This window comes from Loigolactobacillus jiayinensis (assembly GCF_003946445.1).
In the GTDB taxonomy this organism is placed as follows: domain Bacteria; phylum Bacillota; class Bacilli; order Lactobacillales; family Lactobacillaceae; genus Loigolactobacillus; species Loigolactobacillus jiayinensis.
The window spans coordinates 43,105-58,678 of sequence record NZ_RHOF01000023.1; the positions used below are offsets into that span (position 1 = coordinate 43,105).

The 15,574-nt window shown below is 42.0% G+C and carries 13 protein-coding genes; 8 read left to right on the forward strand and 5 right to left on the reverse strand.

Annotation, left to right across the window (positions count from 1 at the left end; genetic code table 11):
- Positions 1–520 precede the first annotated feature (520 nt).
- The 5 genes from EKM80_RS07130 (at position 521) to EKM80_RS07150 (ending at position 6,292) form a co-directional block, all read left to right on the forward strand.
- On the forward strand, positions 521–1,687 hold the full coding sequence (locus EKM80_RS07130; RefSeq protein WP_191985938.1) for a 2-isopropylmalate synthase: 1,167 nt from the start codon (positions 521–523) through the stop codon (positions 1,685–1,687).
- Positions 1,684–2,745, forward strand: a complete 1,062-nt coding sequence (leuB, locus tag EKM80_RS07135) for a 3-isopropylmalate dehydrogenase (protein WP_125552428.1) — start codon at positions 1,684–1,686, stop codon at positions 2,743–2,745. Before EKM80_RS07130 ends, leuB begins: the two co-directional genes overlap by 4 nt.
- Complete coding sequence (gene leuC, locus EKM80_RS07140) at positions 2,745–4,118, forward strand: 3-isopropylmalate dehydratase large subunit (protein WP_125552429.1); 1,374 nt, start codon at positions 2,745–2,747, stop codon at positions 4,116–4,118. The genes leuB and leuC overlap by 1 nt, the downstream gene beginning before the upstream one ends.
- Before the next feature lie 182 nt (positions 4,119–4,300).
- Positions 4,301–4,888 carry a 3-isopropylmalate dehydratase small subunit gene (gene leuD / locus EKM80_RS07145; RefSeq protein WP_125552430.1) on the forward strand — a complete coding sequence of 196 codons (588 nt, stop codon included), beginning with the start codon at positions 4,301–4,303 and terminating at the stop codon, positions 4,886–4,888.
- A gap of 114 nt (positions 4,889–5,002) precedes the next feature.
- The gene (locus tag EKM80_RS07150) at positions 5,003–6,292 is read left to right on the forward strand and encodes an MFS transporter (RefSeq protein ID WP_125552431.1); all 1,290 of its coding nucleotides are present in this window, start codon (positions 5,003–5,005) and stop codon (positions 6,290–6,292) included.
- 60 nt (positions 6,293–6,352) lie between these two features.
- Here the strand turns inward: EKM80_RS07150 and EKM80_RS07155 are convergent, their stop codons facing one another.
- Positions 6,353–7,357 (reverse strand): LacI family DNA-binding transcriptional regulator, encoded by a 1,005-nt coding sequence (locus tag EKM80_RS07155; protein WP_125552432.1) that lies wholly within the window; start codon positions 7,355–7,357, stop codon positions 6,353–6,355.
- Positions 7,358–7,532: 175 nt separating this feature from the next.
- Here EKM80_RS07155 and EKM80_RS07160 point away from each other — a divergent pair, with 175 nt between their 5' ends.
- Both EKM80_RS07160 and EKM80_RS07165 read left to right on the forward strand, forming a co-directional pair.
- Positions 7,533–9,554 carry an alpha-L-rhamnosidase-related protein gene (locus EKM80_RS07160; protein WP_225418832.1) on the forward strand — a complete coding sequence of 674 codons (2,022 nt, stop codon included), beginning with the start codon at positions 7,533–7,535 and terminating at the stop codon, positions 9,552–9,554.
- A gap of 59 nt (positions 9,555–9,613) precedes the next feature.
- Positions 9,614–10,927 (forward strand): MFS transporter, encoded by a 1,314-nt coding sequence (locus EKM80_RS07165; protein WP_164509515.1) that lies wholly within the window; start codon positions 9,614–9,616, stop codon positions 10,925–10,927.
- A gap of 222 nt (positions 10,928–11,149) precedes the next feature.
- Here EKM80_RS07165 and EKM80_RS07170 read toward each other — a convergent pair whose 3' ends face one another.
- From EKM80_RS07170 to EKM80_RS07185, 4 genes are read right to left on the reverse strand one after another with little or no spacing between them, the layout of a single operon-like run.
- A complete protein-coding gene (locus tag EKM80_RS07170; RefSeq protein WP_125552433.1) occupies positions 11,150–12,076 on the reverse strand; it encodes an ABC transporter substrate-binding protein in 927 nt (308 codons plus the stop codon).
- A 16-nt stretch (positions 12,077–12,092) separates the two neighbouring features.
- Positions 12,093–13,094 carry a FecCD family ABC transporter permease gene (locus EKM80_RS07175; RefSeq protein WP_125552434.1) on the reverse strand — a complete coding sequence of 334 codons (1,002 nt, stop codon included), beginning with the start codon at positions 13,092–13,094 and terminating at the stop codon, positions 12,093–12,095.
- Entirely contained in the window at positions 13,091–14,071 is a 981-nt protein-coding gene (locus EKM80_RS07180) for a FecCD family ABC transporter permease (protein WP_125552435.1), read from the reverse strand. Before EKM80_RS07180 ends, EKM80_RS07175 begins: the two co-directional genes overlap by 4 nt.
- Positions 14,071–14,883 carry an ABC transporter ATP-binding protein gene (locus EKM80_RS07185; protein ID WP_125552436.1) on the reverse strand — a complete coding sequence of 271 codons (813 nt, stop codon included), beginning with the start codon at positions 14,881–14,883 and terminating at the stop codon, positions 14,071–14,073. The genes EKM80_RS07180 and EKM80_RS07185 overlap by 1 nt, the downstream gene beginning before the upstream one ends.
- A 347-nt stretch (positions 14,884–15,230) precedes the next feature.
- Here EKM80_RS07185 and EKM80_RS07190 point away from each other — a divergent pair, with 347 nt between their 5' ends.
- On the forward strand, positions 15,231–15,476 hold the full coding sequence (locus tag EKM80_RS07190; RefSeq protein WP_125552437.1) for a YdeI/OmpD-associated family protein: 246 nt from the start codon (positions 15,231–15,233) through the stop codon (positions 15,474–15,476).
- Positions 15,477–15,574 lie beyond the last annotated feature (98 nt).

The following is a 15,574-nucleotide window of genomic DNA, read 5'->3' on the forward strand; positions in this document are numbered from 1 at the left end:
TTAAATTATGCTCCTACTCTTTTTTATTTCATTTGCTTTATATTTTAAATAATTTAGGTTACCGAATGATGGGCCTATGCGCGCTAATGACAACACACGCTACCCAAATCATACCATATTGTTAGCCAATTTTTTCGTCTAAGCCGTCAACTTTTATCGTTTTGAAACATTTAGAATACCATGAATTGTAAATGAGGGCTAGATGAAAAATAAATGAAAATTAGTGTTGACAATGAAAAAATAAATTGTTAGGATAAGGACATCAAATCAAGCAAATCAATTAAGAAAAGGAGCTGATCGTTATGAACAACCAAATGAATACTCAAACGAACAACTCCTTATTCTTTGCCCTCCTCCTCTAAACAGGACTCTACACATCAATGTGTTGAGTCCTATTCGTTTTAGGGAAGTAGGGCTCAATGCAAAGCGGTAATTTAGCTAGCACCCTATTTCTTAACCGAGATAGGGTGCTAATTTTTTTGCTGATAATTCTGAGAAAACAATGAGGAGCGTGTTCAAAATGAAAAAAATTCAATTCTTTGACACAACATTACGTGATGGTGAACAAACAATCGGCGTTAACTACAGCATTAAGCAAAAAGTGATGATCGCCAAACAATTAGAAAAATGGGGTGTTGATGTCATCGAAGCCGGTTTCCCAATTGCATCGCCAGAAGATTTTGCTGCTTGTAAGGCCGTCTCTGAAGCCGTGACGCACACCATGATCACTGGCTTGGCCCGCTGCAAAAATGCTGACATTGATTCTTGTGTCCAAGCCACACAAAATGCCCGCATCAAGCAAATCCACGTTTTTATCGCCACTAGCCCAATTCATCGTGAAGATAAGCTACATATGACGAAAGAAGAAGTGATTCAAAGCATTCATGATCACGTCACTTACGCGCGCCGCTTTTTCGATATTGTTGAGTTCTCACCAGAAGATGCGACACGGACTGAGCTTGATTTCTTAGCTGAAGCAGTGCAAACCGCCATTGACGCTGGCGCTACAGTTATCAACATTCCGGATACTGTTGGGTACACGAATCCAGCTGAATTTGGTCAATTGTTCCAATATTTACAGCAACACATTGCCAACTTTGCTGACATTACTTTTTCATCCCACTGTCACAATGACTTAGGCATGGCCACAGCTAATACCTTAGCTGCTATCGAAAATGGGGCTACCCGCGTTGAAGGAACAGTCAATGGTATCGGCGAACATGCTGGTAACGTTGCATTGGAACAAATTGCTGCTAACTTTTATGTCCGGCGTGACTATTATCAATGCACTGATAACATCAACTTGGAATACACCAAGGAAACCAGTGAGATGGTCAGCCGCTTCTCAGAAATGCAAGTGGCGAACAACCAACCGGTGACTGGGGTCAACTGTTTCGCAATTGAATCAGGGATCCATCAAGATGGCTTCTTAAAGAACCCACAAACGTACGAAATTTTGACACCACAAACTGTTGGCATGCCGGAAACATCCTTACCATTAGGCAAATTATCTGGTAGCCACGCGGTTATGGACAAATTAAATCATATCGGTTATGACATTGATCGCAGTGACATGCGGCGGATCTTCCCGCGCTTTAAAGCCATCGCTGACCAGACAAAACTGGTTTCAGATGCAGAATTACACACAATGATGCAAGACTATAAAAAGGACGTGATCTCGGCATGAGCGCAACAATCGCAGTATTACCTGGCGACTATATCGGACCAGAAATTATGCAAGCAGGATTAGCGGTGCTAAAAGCAGCCGCAGCAACAACGAATTTTGACTATCAACTGAAATCTTATCCGTTTGGTGGCGCTGCAATCGACGCAACTGGGGAACCATTGCCAGAAGCGACATTAAAGGGTGCGCAGGCCGCCGATGCGATATTATTGGCAGCAATTGGTGGTCCTAAATGGGACGATGCACCACAGCGGCCAGAAGCAGGATTGTTAGCAATTCGTAAAGCATTAGGCCTGTTCGCTAACATTCGACCCACTCAGGTGATTCCTGCGTTAGTACCACGCTCACCATTAAAAGCGGATATCGTCAGCGGAACTGATTTTGTGATCGTCCGCGAATTGACCAGTGGCATTTACTTTGGTGAACCACGTGAGTTAGCTGCCGATCATGCAATCGACACAATGGTCTATCAGGCCAGTGAAATCGAACGTATCCTGCGAGCTGGTTTTGAACTAGCGCAAACACGGCGCCGCCACGTCACGGTTGTCGATAAAGCCAATGTTTTAGCAACTAGTAAATTGTGGCGACAAATTGCTGAGCAAGTTGCACCAGATTATCCTGATGTGACGGTGGATTACGAATATGTTGACGCCGCCGCAATGAAAATTGTTCAGCAGCCGACTCACTTTGATGTCATCATTACCGAAAACTTGTTTGGTGACATTCTGAGTGACGAAGCAGCAACCATTACTGGTTCGTTGGGGACAATTCCATCTGAAAGCCGTGGTATCAGTGGCCCAAGCCTATATGAACCAATTCACGGTTCCGCACCAGACATTGCCGGTACGGGCAAGGCGGACCCATTATCAATGATCAATTCAATTATGCTAATGTTGCGTAATAGTTTTCAGGCTAACACAACAGCCGATAAAATTGCCAAAGCTGTGGCAGCAACGCTGGCAGCGGGCATCATGCCACCAGATCTAGGCGGTACAGCAACAACTGAGTCAATGACCAACGCAATCATTGAACAAATCAAAACGAGAGAAGCGATGAACTAATGGCACAGACAATGTTTGATAAAATTTGGGCTAAACATGTAATTACTGGTGAAACTGGCCAGCCCCAACTGATCTACGTTGATCTTCATCTTGTGCATGAAGTAACATCGCCACAAGCATTTGAAGGCTTACGGGAAAATAACCGTAAAGTACGTCGTCCCGAGCGAACATTTGCCACAATGGATCATAATGTTCCGACTGAAGATATTTTCAACGTCAAGGACGTTATTTCACGTAAACAAATGGACACGCTAAAGAAAAATTGTGATGAATTTGGTGTTCGTTTGGCTGCTTTAGGTGACCGCCAACAAGGAATCATCCATGCAATCAGTCCTCAGCTAGGGCTGACACAACCCGGTCAAGTTGTCGTTTGTGGCGACTCACATACCTCGACGCATGGTGCATTTGGCTCCATTGCTTTTGGGATTGGGACCTCTGAAGTTGAACATGTTTTCGCTACCCAGACCATCTGGCAAGCAAAACCAAAAACTATGGGGATTCATGTCTCAGGGCAACTACCTAAGGGTGTGTATGCTAAGGATTTGATCATGGCTTTAATTGCGCAAAATGGGGTGGATTTCGGTACTGGTTATGCCATTGAATTTTATGGTGACACGATTGAACGCATGTCAATGGAAGAACGGATGACCATTTGTAACATGGTTATCGAAGGTGGCGCTAAATCCGGAATTATCAAGCCGGATCAAACAACCTTTAACTACGTTGCTGGCCGTGAATATGCGCCACAAGATATGGCAGCAGCTAGTGACTATTGGTCACAGTTCTACACTGATGACGAAAGTGCCTTTGACCAACAATATGACTTTGATGCAACTAAATTAGCACCTTACGTTTCCTGGGGGACAAATCCGGGGATGGCGGTACCAATCGATCAGCCATTTCCTGAGCCTAAAGATATCAACATGCAGAAAGCTTACGATTACGAGGGCTTAACGCCACAAGGGCAGGCACGGGATATTGATTTAGGCTTCATTTTCATTGGCTCGTGTACTAATGGTCGCCTATCTGATCTAGAAATTGCCGCCAATATTATGCGTGGTCGTAAAATTGCGCCTAACATTACAGCACTAGTTGTACCAGCTTCACGCGCGATTCGTGATGAAGCTGAACGCCGCGGCTACGGTAAAATTTTCCGCGATGCTGGCTGTGAATGGCGTGAACCCGGTTGCTCAGCTTGCTTAGGGATGAACCCCGACCAAGTCCCTGCTGGTGTTCATTGCGCGTCAACATCTAACCGTAATTTTGAAGGCCGCCAAGGTGCTGGCTCCATGACACATTTGGCCAGTCCCGCTATGGTGGCTGCCGCAGCACTGCATGGCCATTTTATTGATATCCGCAGTGAAGCAATTTAGAGTGTCTTGTTCAATTGAAGATTTTAAAATAAATTTAGCTGAAACGTGTTTAAAAAGGCAGATTATTACATATAGCTACGCTTAGTCAACGATACATTTCATATATCTTATGCCTAAGCTAGCCTATACTTCATAATCTGAGCGCCTTTTTAAACACTCTTTAAAGAAAGGCGGCATTTAACATGGAACCAATTACAATTCATACAGGTAAAGGTGTTGCCTTGATGCGCAACGATATTGATACAGATCAGATCATTCCTAAGCAATTTTTGAAAAATATTCTGAAAACAGGTTACGGTATTCATGCTTTTTATGATTGGCGCTATTTAAAAGATAGCGGGCGGCCCAATCCTGACTTTATCTTAAATAAGCCTAGTTCTAAAGGTGCGACGATTCTAGTAACTGGGAATAACTTTGGTTGTGGGTCATCACGGGAACATGCCGCGTGGGCAATCAAGGACTGGGGCTTCAAGGTGATCATTGCCGGCGGTTACAGCGATATTTTCTACATGAATTGCACTAAAAACGGCTTATTGCCAATTGTTTTGCCGCAAGCAGCGCGTGATATTCTAGCTAAAGCAACGCCAGAAGAGACGATCACCGTTGATCTAGAACATCAAAAAGTTAAATATGCTGACCACGAGTTTGCTTTTGACATCAATCCAACTTGGAAAGAGAAGTTTATCAACGGAATTGATGATATCGATCTAACCATGAGTTATGAGCAAAAAATTGAGGATTTCGAAGCACGGATTCCCAGCTTTGGTTAGTTTAAGCTATAGCCAGTAGTAAGATTAGCGTCATTATAGGCGCACATTAACGAAAAGCGGCGTTGTGGCGAAAGCCCAATGCCGCTTATTTTTAAAGAAAACGGAGGAACAGCGATGGAAATCACTTCATTAGAACGACGCATGGATAATAGTGCGACAACGCCATTATTTTATAAAATTTTTGCTTTAGTTTCCGGTGGCATGTTCCTCGATGGCATTGATATCTATATGGCCAGTGGCGTCAGCAGCGTCTTGTTAAAATCAGGCTGGTCAACCTTAATGGAAAATACAGTTTTCTTATCAGTCGGTTTTTTAGGCTTATTCATCGGTTCGTTGTTAGCTGGCCTAGTTGGTGACCGTTATGGCCGCCGTCGTGCCTACCAAATGAATTTGCTATTATTCGGTGGCTTTACCTTTTTAGGCGCAGTTGCCCCTAATATGACGCTACTGATTGCGTGTCGCTTTTTCAGTAGTATTGGCTTAGGGTCAGAAATTGTGACTGGCTATGCCATGCTAAATGAATTTGCACCGATTAAATCGCGCGGGCGCTGGTGTGCCAGTGCGTCGTTAATTGCCAATTGTGGTGCACCGATCACCATGTTACTGTGTGCGGTACTAATTCCAAGATTTGGCTGGCGGATTATGTTTGTTTTAGTTGGCGCCTTTGCCATTGTTTTGTGGATTTTACGTCGTGATATTCCCGAATCACCACGTTGGTTGATGGCACAACATCGATACACCGAAGCTGAAGGAATCATTCAACAGTTGGAGGATGCGCATACGCACGAACAAGCTGATTTTAAGGCGCCAGTAACGCCAGAAGCACATGAACCAAAAATTGGCCGTAGCTTATTTGTTGCCATGGTTGCCGTTTCAGCTACGATCATTTGCCAATATACCTTCACAACTTGGGTACCGACCTTATTAGTTAAACGTGGAATCAACGTGGTCAATTCATTAAGCTTTTCAACGGTGATGATGTTAGGCGCACCAGTTGGCGCCTTGATCGGAGTTTTGCTGGTTGATCGGATCGGCCGTAAAAAACTGATTGTCCCCACCTTTATTTTAACCGCTGTTTTCGGTTTATTATACGCCGTGCAAACTAACGCGACAGCAGTTATGATCGTTGGGTTCTTGTTAACGGCTTGCTTATACGTTTTGATGGCTAGTGTGGTCGCCGTCTATGTTGCCGAATTATTTCCCACTGCATTTCGCTTCCGTGGCTCAGGTATTGCCAACGCCACTGCCAAATTATTAACCGTCGGCATGCCTTATGCCGTCGCTGCATTCTTAACTTGGTTCAGTGCAACTTGGATTTTTGTCACAATCAGTGCAATTGCGCTGTTAGCTGCCATCGTTGTTTGGTGGTTTGGTCCAGAAACGCGACAAAAAGCGATTCGTTAAACGCCAAATAAGCCAGTTTACTCGTCTTAAACACGAGCAGACTGGCTTATTTTTGTGCGCTTATAAACTACTGGCGCGCAGAATTAATTTACTGGCAAAGGTTAGCATATGCGGCACGGCGTCAGGTTCAGCCACACGTTCTAAAAGTAAACTAACTGCATTTTCGCCTAAAGTTTCAGTGTAGGCATGGACGGTGCTTAATGTTGGATTAGTAAATTGGGCGATAGAAATATCATTAAAGCTGATCAAACTAACTCGTTCTGGTATTTTAATATCTGCTTCTTGCAGTGCATGAATTGCGCCGATTGCCATTGTATCGTTACCAATGATAAAACCATGGGGTAGATCAGTGCCTAATTCAGTGATTGCTTGCTGCATCAGATTATAACCAGATTGTGGTGTGAAATCACCAGCGAAGATTAATTTGTCATTGAAATAGCCTAACTTTTCTAAATAGGTTTTATAGGTCTGTTCTCGTGGATCCGGTAATACTAGTTTCTCTGTTTTGGTGTGCTCAATACCAATTAATAAACCGATATCGGTTATTTTTTTGGTGAAGAAGTAATCAATTATTTGCCGGGTTGCTAAAGTATAGTCACCGTTTACGCAATCAAAGCCGAGGCCTAGTGTATTAACACCGATAAAAACAATTGGTAGCTGGTAGCGACTAAGGGCCGTGATTTCAGTATGATCAAATTTACCAACAGCGATAATACCGATATATGAGCTATCAAAATCAATTTTTTCTATGATTTGATCGATCGAATAGACTGTGCTAGCAAATTTTAGGTCATGCGCTTTGGCTTCAATGCCATATTGAATTTGCATATAAAATAAATCGCCTAGTTCTTCAGTGTTTGAGTGCCATTGAACGATCGCAATCTTTTTCTTTTTGAGCCGGTATTTGGCAAGTTTCTTTTTTTGATAATTCATTTCTTCAGCAATTTTAAATACACGTTGGCGAGTTTCATCACTAACAGATAGCTTGTCGTCATAATTCAGAATACGCGAAACGGTTGCAGGCGATACTTTAGCATGCTCAGCGATATCTTTAATTGTGGTCATATAAGATCTCCCGTTTCTTAAATTTTAGTAAGTAAATTCATTATAAAGCTTTTGGTTTAAAAATTGAAATTTGAATTAGTAAACGTTTTAAGTAAAACTTGACATTTACCAAGTAAAGAATATAATTTACTTATTGTAAACGGTAACAAAAGTTCTGAAAAAGGAGTTGTTTCTTTTGTCTAAATGGATCTGGTATCAAGGCGATTTTGAAATTTATCATAGTATGAAACAGAATTTTGATCGTGAAGAACGCGGTGGTATGTGGCCGGCATACTGGTACACCTCGGGTTGGAATCATAATGTTGTCTTTTCAAAAGTTTATGAATTAACTGAACCACAGAATTTTAATCTTGTATTTCAGGGTCATGGCTATGTGAAAATCACAGAACTGGCAACTGCAAAAGAAAGTAAATTCCCACTTGATGCAACTATAAATTGTCCAGCGGGGCAGGTTAAAATTGAAATTTCAGTTGGGAACTTGTCCGGTTTACCTTGTATCTACGTTATGGGCAAAAAAATTAATTCAGATAGTGATTGGTTAGTCACAAACTTTATTGGCGATGCAATATCAGTCGGCTGTAGCTCAATGTTTGTAAATAAAGAACAGAATCCAATGGTGTTTGAGTATCAACATGAATTGCGGCAAGCAAATAAGGTTGAGCATGTTAATGGTGGGACGTTGTTTGATTTCGGCCATGATATTACGGCACAAGTTATTGTTCAGTATGAACGCAAGTTTACGCCAATCACATTATGCTACGGAGAGAGTAAAACCGAAGCTTTGGATGTTGAAGCGTGTTATTTAAAGCATAATATTAATACACCGGCCAATGATAAGTTTGGTCAATACGATACCAAGAAATTGGCATTCAAAACGCGCTTACGGGCATTTCGTTATTTATTTTTACCTAACCTAGATACAAATGGCGTATTACAAATAACTGCTGATTATCAATTTGTCCCGTTTCCCCAAAAAGGATATTTTACTTCGGTTGATCAGCAGCTAAACCAGATTTGGCAAGTGGCTGATCGTACATTTAGACTTTGCTCAGGAAACTTTTTTATTGATGGTATTAAGCGTGATCGTTGGGTTTGGTCAGGTGACGCTTTTCAAAGTTATTTTATTAATCAATATGACTTTTTTGACAAAGAAATTGTTAAACGTACGATTCTGGGACTACGTGGCGAATTAGAGGTTAAGCAGCATTTAAATACTATTGTCGATTATTCGATGTATTGGATCATTAGTATTGAACTATATTATCAAACCTTTGCGGACAAAGAATTTGTTCGACAAACATATCCAAAAATGAAAGCGCTGCTAGATTACTGCTTAGCACAGACCAATAATCTTGGTTTTATTTTAGGCCGTTCAGGAGATTGGATCTACATTGACTGGGCTGATTTTGATCATGCGGGTGCACTCTGTGCGGAACAAATTTTGTTGGCACGAGCATTACAAAGCATGATTAGAGTTGAAAAGATTTTGGGCAAAGCAACGACCGAAACAGAGACACGCTACCAGAAATTGCGCGCCAACATTGATCGTTATTTCTGGGACGCTGACAAACAGGCTTATATTGATAGTTATGAGTCAGGTAAACGGAACGTCACGCGTCATGCTAATATTTTTGCTATTCTATTTGGTTATACGACGGAGGAGCAAACTAAAGAGATCGTGACCCATGTCATTCAAAATTCACAAGTACCACAAATTAATACACCATATTTTAAATTTTGGGAATTAGAAGTGTTGGCCCAAACTGGTCAATTTAAAAATGTTCTTCAACAAATCAAAAACTATTGGGGTGGCATGCTAGAAAATGGTGCCACTACATTCTGGGAATATTTTGATCCAACAGAACAAGGCGCTGCTAAATATGCAATGTATGGTGATAAATATGGTAAAAGCTTATGCCATGCTTGGGGTGCAAGTCCAATCTATTTAATTGGTCGCTATTTAATGGGTGTTGAACCGACTAGCCCTGGTTATCAGACCTTCAAAGTCACACCGCAAGTCGAGCTATTTCAGAATGTCGACTGTGCCTTTCCGCTAAATGAAGCTGGCGATTCAGTCCAGATTAAAACAACCGCTACTACGCTAGCTGTATTGGCAACTAAAGCAGGCGGCACGCTGATCTATCAAGGAAAGCAAATTGAGTTACCACCAAATCAACAGGTTACGGTGACGTTGTAAAAACGCGTGCACTTATTAAAACCTAAATTAAACGTAATAAATAAAAAGGAGTGAACAATTTGAATCAAGAAAATGAAAAGCTATCAAAACGAGATTGGTCGTTGATTTCAGTTGCAGCAATTGCGTCATACTTAGATGCTGCGCTACTTGTTAGTACAGGTGTTGCATTATCGATTTGGGCAGGATATTTTCATATGTCGCCATGGTTGGCTGGTATTTTAAGTACGATGTTAACCATTTCAGTTGCAGTGGGGTCATATGTTGGCGGGAATTTGTCTGATCGTTTTGGCCGAGTTCGCGTATTTAATTTAGATATTTTATTAGTGGGAATTGGTACCGCTATTATCACATTTGCTTACAATATTCCAACGTTATTAATTGGTTTAGCAATTGCCGGGTTAGCATCTGGTGCCGACTTACCAACCTCGTTAGCTGTTATTTCTGAACGGATTCCACAGCAACATCATGGGCGTGCTATTTCTTCTACTGAAATTTTCTGGTTTTTAGGTATCATGATATCGCAAGGTATTGGTTTTGTAACTGCTAAGATGGGAATCATCGGTCCCCGCACAATGTTTGCTTGGTTGACCATTGTGGCAGTTGCTACTTGGGCCGTGCGTGCTTTTTCTAAGAAATTTAAACAAATTGAAGACCAGTTATTGGCTGAAAACCAAGCTAGTTCAGGTAATGGTAATGAAGAACAGCAAAAGGTTAAGCTATCTACTTTATTAAAGAATCCGCACTATTTAATGCCACTGATTTTATTAACGGTATTCTATCTTTTTTGGAATCTACCGGCGAATACATGGGGCTCATTTTTAAACTACTTTATGGTTGTCGTTAATCATCAATCTCAGTCAACAGCAACGTTAATTGGTTTTGTGACGAACATTGTTGCAGTAATTATTCTTTATAGTATTTACATGCGTTTTGCGGATACTAAATATCGTTACGTGATGATGCATATTGGCTTAGGCCTCTCACTAGTTTCATTTGTTATTTCAGCATTTTTAGGTCGACTTTGGGTGATTTTTGCCATTTGTTATTTCGTTTATTCTGTCTGCAACGTATTAGATGGCGAGTCAATTTATAAAATTTGGACCCAGTCGTTTTATCCAGCAGATGTAAGAGCAACTATGACTGGCTATTCATACGCAATTGTGCGTGCTTTTACAGCCGTATTTTCAATTTTCACACCGGTAATTATGAATTTCTCACCTGATCTATTAATGTGGTTATTGGCTGGCTCCTTAGCTATTTGTTGGCTATCCGCTATTATGTTAACAAGATTGGTTAAAGGGTATGGGTTAAGTGATCCCGTGTACAATCCTGTTTCAACTACAATAGAAGAAAATAGTAATACGGTTAAATAGTTTTCAAATATAGCTTAAGATAGGTTGCGTTACCTTGAAATGTGCGCAATCTATTTTTTCACCTATATTTTGGTGAGGTAATAAGTTATTGTATTAAATAATTTATACCGGTAGCATGAGTTGATTTTTACGCGGTAAGTGGGGATGAAGCCGATTGAATCGGATAAAAAGCACAAAAAAGGTTAGCAACCGTAAAAGGTGCTAACCTAAGTGGACATATCTTTATTTATTTGCTTTGATCAGCGCGTCGGTTACGATTTTCAACTGTGCACGCGTTGCAAATGGATCATAGTAGTACATTTTATTAAATGGTAATTCAATGACTCGATTGGCTTTAACTGCGGCCAATGATTGCCAAATTGGGTTCTTCTTCATCGCTACTAAGGCTGGATCTTTCTGACCTTTGGTGCTAGAAGTGGTGACGAACATGTAATGCGCTTGGTATTTTGGTAAGGATTCAACTGAGATCTCCTTGAAACCAGCGCTAGAATCTACTTTTTGTAAAGGTTTAGAGAGCTTGAAGCCTAGTGCCAACATAGCTTGGGCGCCACGGCTAAAGCCGGAACCATAAGCATAAAGTTTACTGCTCTGCATTTCATAAACCCCGAAGGAACTCTTGCGGCTAATTTTAGCGGCTTCTAAACGCTTAACCTGTTTTTTAGCGGCGGCGTTGAAGGACTGTTTGAAGGCTTTAGCTTGCTTGGGCTGATTCAATAACTTAGAAAAATAATTCATTGATGCAGTAAACTGCTGTGTTTTTTGATAAGGAATTTGCACGGTAGGCGCAATTTTTTCCATTTTCTTAGTATCAGCTTCGTTGCTAGTAATGATCAAATCAGGTTTTAGCTTCAAAACAGCTTCAGCACTCATCGGCGTACCAACGTCGGTGATTTTTTTAACCTTACTTTGATTTAGGTAAGGATTGGCCATTTCTAACTTGGTGGAGCCAACGACGTTAACGTTCAGGGCCATTACTTGACCTAGGTATAAGCCGGCAACCACACGCTTGGGATGATTGGGGACTTGGATGGTACCGTTAGCTGCCTTAAAGGCGTGGGTATCAGCCGCAGCAACTGGTCGCGGAACAAAGACTAGCAAAGCGAATGCAGCTAACAAAACGCCGCAGATCCGCTGTAATTTTTTTGACATAATAAGGACCTCCAGATTAAATTGATTCTTGATCAGCTTGGTGGAGCAAAAGATAAACGAAGTAAGGCATTGTGATCACCGCAACGACTAATCCAACTGGTAATTGGCTCGGGGCAAAAATATTTTCGGCGACTACTGCTGCAAATAAAATTAAATTGACGCCGATCAGTGCGGTTAACGGTAAATAATGGCGGCCATGATTACCGACTAGGCGGCGGGCAATGTGCGGTGCCATTAAGCCGACAAAGCTGATTGCACCGCCACCAGCGACCGCTAAGCCAGCTAATAAAACGGCTAGCAATAACAAAACTTGGCGCTTGCCAGCTACTGCCAAGCCGAGGCCACTGGCAGCTTGCTGGCCTAAAGTGAGAATATCACTGGCCCACAAACCACGTAAAGTTAGTGGTAATAAAATAAGTAGTGCGCCGCCAAGAACAGCGATATAGGACCAATCTTGGTTCCAGAAATCACCGCTGATCCAGACGATTAATTTATCAAAATCGAACTGATCTAATTGCAGCTCGATCAATAGAATAATGCCATTAAGTAAAGTCCCACTGGCGATTCCTAATAACAGGAGTTGTAACGGCTGTTGTAGCCGCCGCTGAATAAAGACGATGCAGGCGCCAACTAAGCTACCAAGTACGGCAAAAATAGGTAAGCCGACCGTTTGGCTCAAAGGAATATTTAGATGGCTAATGGCTAGAAAGACCACTGCACCTAAGCTAGCACCAGCGTTGATGCCCATAATGCTGGTGTCAGCTAATGGATTTTCCGTTACTAATTGTAAAATAGCACCACTTAAGCCTAAACAAACGCCACAGATGACGCTTAAAGCGATTTGTGGCAACCGAAATTGAAGCAAAACTAAGTCTGCTTGCGCACTACCATGACCGCTAAAAACTTGGCGAATATCAGTCCATGAAAGGTGAATACTGCCATGGGTCAGTTGGAAGATGACCAAGCCGACAAATAACAAGCTGAACAAGGTACACCAAATTTGAAAACTTCGCTTCATGTGGTTAACGCCCCCTGTTTACGCCAGAGAAAGGCGAATAGAAAGATGCCGCCAAGAATGGCACTTAACGCGCCTAATGGCAATTCAAATGGTGGCCGTGCTGATTTGGCTAGTGCATCACCGAAGCTGAGAAAGGCACCGCCAGCTAACAACACTTGGCCAACCGTTTGCTTAAAACGATGACCACTAATAATCGCGATACATTGCGGTATGCCTAAGCCGACAAAAGCAATATTGCCCGCCACAGCGACACAGCCGCCCGCTGCTAACACGATTAAAATCGATGCAAGCACCCGCGTGCCGTTACGCTTACTACCCAAACTTTGCGCTAATTGATCATTTAACGTCAAGATTGTTAATGAGTTGCGTAAGTAAACAATGGCTAGTAACACAATTAATAAAATCAACGCTAGCAACCAAACGGAATCGTAAGTGACACCGGAAAAGCCGCCAACCAATAAAGTTCGGTATTGCGCTGTTGTTTGCGTTAATAGGCTGACCGCGTATGCCACGCTGACTAGAAAGCCAGAAAAAATACTGCCACCCAGAATTAGCCGCAACGGTTGCATACCGTTACGAGTCAATGATAACCCCAATACGACGCAAAACGCCAGCAGCGCACCAACTAACGCTAAGCCGAAGCGCGCGCGGATGGTGAAGGGAATGCCTAACACGGTACCGACAATCAAAGCTAGATTGGCGCCACTATTAACGCCTAAAATGGCTGGATCTGCGATTGGATTGCGTGAAATTGTTTGCAGTAACTGACCAGCCACGGCTAATTCAGCACCGACTAGGACACTCGCTAAGGCCCGTGGTAGCCGAACTGATAGAATCGTTTGCGCCTGCAAACCTGGTTGGGGATGAAGCACCGTTAATGGGCTAAACCAAGTTGGACCGCTACAAAGATTGATGATAAAACCAGCAATTAACAGAACAATCAAAACGAGGTAGATCCGTTGCGTTCGCTTGATCATTAGTGCGCCTCCGCAGCAGTAGGCGCTGCTATGAATGTATCGTAGCTAGTGATCATCGGACAGCCCAAACGTGGTTCTGGCGCCACTGTCGCATCGATCTGAAAAACTTTAGCTAGCATTCGTGACGTAAAAATCTGATCAGGTCGGCCTTGATACATGACTTGACCGTCTTTTAAGCAAACTAAAAAATCACAAAAGCGCGCGGCTTGATTTAAGTCATGGAGTACGATGATGATCGTTTTATGTTGTTCTTGATTCAATTCCTGTAATAACTTAAGAATCTCAAGCTGATGGGTCAAATCAAGATAAGTTGTTGGTTCATCTAACAATAAAATATCGCTATTTTGCGCTAACGTCATCGCGATAAAGGCACGCTGACGTTGACCGCCAGATAAATTAGCTAGACTACGAGTGGCTAGGCCCTCTAAGTTAGCGGCAATCAAAGCTTGGTCGATCGCCGTTTCATCATCTGTTTGTAAACCGTGCAGCGGTTTTTGGTAGGCGAAGCGGCCATAAGCAACGAGATCGCGCACCAATGTATCTTCCGGTGCTTGCGGATTCTGTGGCAAACTGGCAATATTTTGCGCACGTACTTTTGGCTTGAATTTAGCTAGTGGTTGACCGTTTAAAACAACTTTGCCGGCAGCGGGTTGGCGGAAGCCGGAGAGTACGTTAAGCAGTGTTGATTTACCACTACCGTTAGGGCCAATTAAACCGATAATTTGGTGATCAGGAAACTTTATATTTAAATGCTCGATAATCATGTGGTTCGGATAACCGATACATAAGTCATGTCCTTCAAGTTGTGTCATGCACAACCCCTCCTACTTCGCAATTAAGATGTTTTACTATACGTATGCGGCTAATATGCTAACGCTCACAATAGTCTTAGTCTAACGGAAAAACGCTTCATTTTGAGTGAGCATGGGAAGACTTTTAGAAATTAAACAGCCAAATTAGTTTTAGATTAAGAATTAATGAAAATCCTTCTTCTTAAGTTTATATTTTAGCAGAAGAAATACTGTCTGGCTAGGCTAAATGAAAAATGTTCTCAATTAGAACTTTAATTAAATAATTCTAATTTTAACTCAGCGGCTTTTAACTTTAACTGAGGTTTGCTATGCTATTAAGCAAGTGATAATAAAAGGAGCCGATTAAAATGGCAGAAAAGAAAACGCTAGCGGATTATGAAGTTGACATTCCTAAGGTAAGCGACTTACTTAATGGTACGCCAGTAACTAAGAAATTCTTTGATGAGTTAACGCCGGGTTACCAACGAGAATGGGCGCGTTATATTTTTGGTGCCAAAGCTGAGGCAACTAAACAACGGCACATTGCGGACATGCGCACGATTTTAGATGCCGGGTATAAATCCAAACGTGGTTACGGTCAACGGAGTAAATAAGCCGCTTACAATTTGAACGAAAAAAGCGATGACAAATTTAAACTTGTTGAAGTGAACCCCCGGTATTGGACCAGAATCCAATACCGGGGGTTTTACTA

What these genes read in the sequence shown, in the direction of transcription:
- leuC (WP_125552429.1), top strand. Translation starts at nt 2,745, where the DNA reads ATGGCACAGACAATGTTTGATAAAATTTGGGCTAAACATGTAATTACT.
- EKM80_RS07155 (WP_125552432.1), bottom strand. Translation starts at nt 7,357, where the DNA reads ATGACCACAATTAAAGATATCGCTGAGCATGCTAAAGTATCGCCTGCA.
- EKM80_RS07180 (WP_125552435.1), bottom strand. Translation starts at nt 14,071, where the DNA reads ATGATCAAGCGAACGCAACGGATCTACCTCGTTTTGATTGTTCTGTTA.
- leuB (WP_125552428.1), top strand. Translation starts at nt 1,684, where the DNA reads ATGAGCGCAACAATCGCAGTATTACCTGGCGACTATATCGGACCAGAA.
- EKM80_RS07130 (WP_191985938.1), top strand. Translation starts at nt 521, where the DNA reads ATGAAAAAAATTCAATTCTTTGACACAACATTACGTGATGGTGAACAA.
- leuD (WP_125552430.1), top strand. Translation starts at nt 4,301, where the DNA reads ATGGAACCAATTACAATTCATACAGGTAAAGGTGTTGCCTTGATGCGC.
- EKM80_RS07150 (WP_125552431.1), top strand. Translation starts at nt 5,003, where the DNA reads ATGGAAATCACTTCATTAGAACGACGCATGGATAATAGTGCGACAACG.
- EKM80_RS07185 (WP_125552436.1), bottom strand. Translation starts at nt 14,883, where the DNA reads ATGACACAACTTGAAGGACATGACTTATGTATCGGTTATCCGAACCAC.
- EKM80_RS07170 (WP_125552433.1), bottom strand. Translation starts at nt 12,076, where the DNA reads ATGTCAAAAAAATTACAGCGGATCTGCGGCGTTTTGTTAGCTGCATTC.
- EKM80_RS07190 (WP_125552437.1), top strand. Translation starts at nt 15,231, where the DNA reads ATGGCAGAAAAGAAAACGCTAGCGGATTATGAAGTTGACATTCCTAAG.
- EKM80_RS07175 (WP_125552434.1), bottom strand. Translation starts at nt 13,094, where the DNA reads ATGAAGCGAAGTTTTCAAATTTGGTGTACCTTGTTCAGCTTGTTATTT.